Source organism: Algibacter sp. (genome assembly GCF_049667265.1).
Classification (GTDB): Bacteria; Bacteroidota; Bacteroidia; order Flavobacteriales; family Flavobacteriaceae; genus Algibacter_B.
In genome coordinates this window covers 1-3,797 of sequence record NZ_JBATHX010000185.1, presented here as the reverse complement: position 1 = coordinate 3,797, position 3,797 = coordinate 1, and the positions used below count along the sequence as shown (strand labels likewise).

Annotated in this window: 3 protein-coding genes and 2 pseudogenes; 1 reads left to right on the top strand and 4 read right to left on the bottom strand. The window is 30.9% G+C overall.

What is annotated here, in order from left to right:
- Nucleotides 1–154: pseudogene (locus tag WBN21_RS06995) on the top strand (serine/threonine protein phosphatase); the annotation flags it as partial.
- Nucleotides 155–162: 8 nt separating this feature from the next.
- Here WBN21_RS06995 and WBN21_RS06990 read toward each other — a convergent pair.
- The 4 genes and pseudogenes from WBN21_RS06990 to WBN21_RS06975 form a co-directional block, all read right to left on the bottom strand.
- Complete coding sequence (locus WBN21_RS06990; protein WP_424198769.1) at nt 163–1,683, bottom strand: carboxypeptidase-like regulatory domain-containing protein; 1,521 nt, start codon at nt 1,681–1,683, stop codon at nt 163–165.
- 74 nt (nt 1,684–1,757) lie between these two features.
- Nucleotides 1,758–2,549, bottom strand: a complete 792-nt coding sequence (locus WBN21_RS06985; protein ID WP_424198767.1) for a TIGR04283 family arsenosugar biosynthesis glycosyltransferase — start codon at nt 2,547–2,549, stop codon at nt 1,758–1,760.
- A gap of 33 nt (nt 2,550–2,582) precedes the next feature.
- Complete coding sequence (locus tag WBN21_RS06980) at nt 2,583–3,464, bottom strand: DUF547 domain-containing protein (protein ID WP_424198765.1); 882 nt, start codon at nt 3,462–3,464, stop codon at nt 2,583–2,585.
- 24 nt (nt 3,465–3,488) lie between these two features.
- Nucleotides 3,489–3,797 (bottom strand): annotated as a pseudogene (locus WBN21_RS06975) (arsenosugar biosynthesis arsenite methyltransferase ArsM); the annotation flags it as partial.

Genomic DNA, 3,797 nt, shown 5'->3' with positions numbered 1-3,797 from the left:
TGATGTGCCAATGAATGCTGTTAACGTCTGGAATATAGATACAGGTGCTGCTTTTAAAGGAAAATTATCGGTGGTTGATGTGAATACTAAAGAAGTATTTCAAAGTGATAATTTACCTGCTTTATATCCAAATGAAATTGGGCGGAATAAGTAAATAAGTCACTACTCAATACTCTTAAAATCTTTTATGGCTTTATTAGGTTCCATTACATTGTAGCCTTTCCAGAATTCTGGGTCGTATTTTGGTAAATAAACAGGTTCAACTTTAGGAGTTTCTTCAAAATTATTAAAAGCGGTTTCTGATATAGATTCATTTCCAAATACTACCAATTCTGTTTTTTGGGTATTAGACATAGCAAAATGAATATCTGAGCTTAATTGGTTTTGTTTTCTGCGTCCTTTAGTATGTTTGTTTTTTTCAATGATGGTTAATGGGCGTTTAATACCAAATTTACTGCCCTCCTCCATATCTGCATATTTAAGTGCATATTTATCTGAGTTGTTTTTAGCATATATTAAGGTTCCTTTTTTTAGATAATGATTATAAGAAATGCCTAATAGCCTGAAGTTTTTAAGGACTTTTACATTTTCGTAATCTATGCGAATAATAGCAAAATCATCCGTATTCACATAAATAATGCCTTTGTAATCTTCCTTACGTTTTGGTGTGAAACTTATTTTGTAAACAAACTCATCGTTTAAAAAACTGTAATCTTCCACCTTAAAATCATACCTATTCGATTTGTTTAAAAAATTCAAATAGTTGTCCTCAAATATAAAACTGTTACGTTGTAAATCCACTATCGAAGATTTTCTGTAGTTGGCAAAATCCTTTTTTCGCTCCTGTTCTTGTTTCTTTTTTTCTTCCAACATAGCTTGAGTTTCTTCAACATCCTTAGCGTTAGCATTTTCAAAATAAGAAGAATCAATTTCCTCTTTAGTGCCAAAAATTCCTGATTTAATTTTAAAATAAGAATCTCGCTTTACATGTTTTTTAATGATGTTATTGAATTTTTCTTCGTAACCTTCAAAGCTTAATTCTTTGCTTTTATCGTAAAGATGAGACGCTTTAATAATGTCTATTTTCTGTGCATCGACAACCCCTGTTTTACCGTATAAATCAGCTAAAATTTCGGTATAATCGTCTGCGTCTTTTGGAAGGGCGATTAATAAACTATCAATAAATTGCTGATTAAATTCTGGAATGGTTGATTTTTTCAGTTTCACATCATTTTTTAAAAGCTTTGAATAATAGGATGCTCTATAAAAGAGTTTGCTTTTTATAAAACTGAAATCGTAATTATTGCTGAGGTTTTCTTTTATTTTTTCAATAATTTCTTCAGGCGAATAATTTTTATTCGATAACATAACTTCCTTTAATTCAATGGATTTAGAATTAAGTAAAATAACGTCTTCAGTAAAGTTTTTAATTAAAAACTGTTTAGTTTCATAGCCTAACGATCTTATTTTTAAAGAGTCTTTATCGGAAATATGATCATTTAAATACATGGAAAATTCCCCATTTTCATTGCTTATCACGCCCGAATTATTATTTATCGAAATAGTAGCGTAGGGAATAGGTTGCAGCGAAATAGAGTCTAGAATTTTAGCGTTTATTGGGTTTTGTGAAAAGCCGCTAATGGTAATAAATAAAAGAATTAAAAAGCTGTAAAAGTGTTTCATACTAGAAGTTGTTTCGTGTAAAATTAGACGAATAACTAAGCTAATTGTAACATTTAATTTTTTTTAAGTCAACTTTATAACTTTTTAACATTAAAATACTTTGAATAATATTGCGCTAACTTATCTGGAGTAGCACCCAGCCATTTTTTAAAATAGACGGATAAATAAAAAACCTGAAGCCTCCAAACTCCATGCTTTTCAAACATTCTAGCTGACGTTTTTAGTGTTTTATTAATAACAACAAACTGTTTTCTGGCGTACAATTCGTTAATTAAAATGTTGTCTTCGTAAATAATGTAACGTTCATCAAAGCCTCCAATGTCATTAAATAGGGTTTTAGTAATAAACTGACTTTGGTCGCCACCACGGCAAGGCCGCCAATTAAATTTTGTAAACCAACCAGATAGTTTTAACCACCAATGGTTGCTATCAAACTGCATTCTGAAACAACCTGCTTCATTTCCTTTTTTAATTTCATTAATAATTAATTGGTCAAAATGTTCAGGTGGAAGCGAATCGGCATGTAAAAAATAAAGGATAGTCCCGGTTGCCGTTTTTGCCCCTAAATTCATTTGTTTGGCGCGCCCTTTTTTAGAACTTATAAGTTGAATAGGCGTTATAAATGTTTCAGTTGATTTGGATGTATTTTCTGAAACCGAATCAACTAAATAGTTAAATGCTTTTTTATTAGGAATATTTGTGAAATTTGAAAAATTCTGAACCATGTTTTTGGTGGTGTCCGTACTTCCTCCATCAACAATAATGATTTCTGAAATATTTTTTGAAGATGATTGTGCAAGTAAATGTTCTAATAGTTTTCCTATATATAATGCTTCATTTAAAACAGGGATAACAATACTTATCATATATATGTTTACGCTAAAAGATAACCTTTGGTTTTATTCATTAAGCGCCCAATCATAATCTTTGAAACTTTTTTTCGCTTTCGCGGAGATTTTAGTTGGACTATACACGTTTAAAAAATCAATTAAACTGCCTTGTTGTTTAAAATCTTTGGCAAACCATTGGAATATTTTTGAAAGTTGAATGTCGTTTTCAGAAATGTCATTCCTGTTTGGATCGCTTAAAAATTCCCTGGTTACTTCTGAAAGTTGCCCGTCTAAATTTTCAGATTTAAAGGCTTTATTTTGCAATTTCGGACAAGAAAAAGATGCGCAAACAATGGCAAAATGAATTCTCGGTTCGTCCATTTTTCTTAAAATATCATGCTCAATTTCGTTTAAATTATACCATTTTTCACCCAGTTTCCATAAACGCTGGTCCCAAGGGTTTTTGATGTCTTTTATGCTTTTAATTGGATAATGACGAAGAATTAAATCAATGGTCATGGCATTGTAGGCGTTAATCCAATAGGCAAGTTTATCTTCTTTTGTCCAACTATCATTCGGCATTGAACTGCCTAAATATAAAATGTAATTTTGTAAGTCTGATTGTCTCTTTTTAAAACCAGTATAATTAACCAAGCCCTCATCAGAAACATATGCCTCTAGTAATTCATTAAAATCATTATGATGCGGTTTTTTTAATGAACCTATTATTGGTTGAGTAATATCATTCGAAGTTAAAGAATCATTTATTTTTGGTTTTGAATTAACAGGTTTGATGGTTTCAATAGCTACAGTTTTTTCAATAATGCTATCTTTTATTTTAATTTCTGTTTTGGTTTCAGCAGTTTTAGACTTTTCATTTTCTACCGCCTGTTTTGAGCCTGAACAAGCAGAAAAAACACAGATTAAAAAAAGGAAACTATAGTATTTCATGATAATAAAATGACGAGTATCGTCTTAACAACATCCTCCACCATCATAATGGAAGGTCGATTCACTAATAAAAATATCATCTCTACCTAAGGCAGCAATTGCTCCAGCAGTTTTATCGCAAATGGCTAAAGGTTGATTTTTTAGTAAAACATGGCCTAATTTATCATCAAAATAATCTTCGGAGCCATAATAAATGGCTGCTTTTCCAGTAAAAATACAAGGACCGTCTTCTGGCATTGGGTCTTTAATAGCAGCAACTTCAATAGATTCTATATAAATCAACTCATCTGTTGGATAGTTTTTTGGGTCTAAAATTCGGTATGGTTTTCTAGC

Excerpts from the sequence above, each read along its gene's own strand:
- WBN21_RS06990 (WP_424198769.1), bottom strand. The coding sequence starts at position 1,683 with ATGAAACACTTTTACAGCTTTTTAATTCTTTTATTTATTACCATTAGC.
- WBN21_RS06985 (WP_424198767.1), bottom strand. The coding sequence starts at position 2,549 with ATGATAAGTATTGTTATCCCTGTTTTAAATGAAGCATTATATATAGGA.
- WBN21_RS06980 (WP_424198765.1), bottom strand. The coding sequence starts at position 3,464 with ATGAAATACTATAGTTTCCTTTTTTTAATCTGTGTTTTTTCTGCTTGT.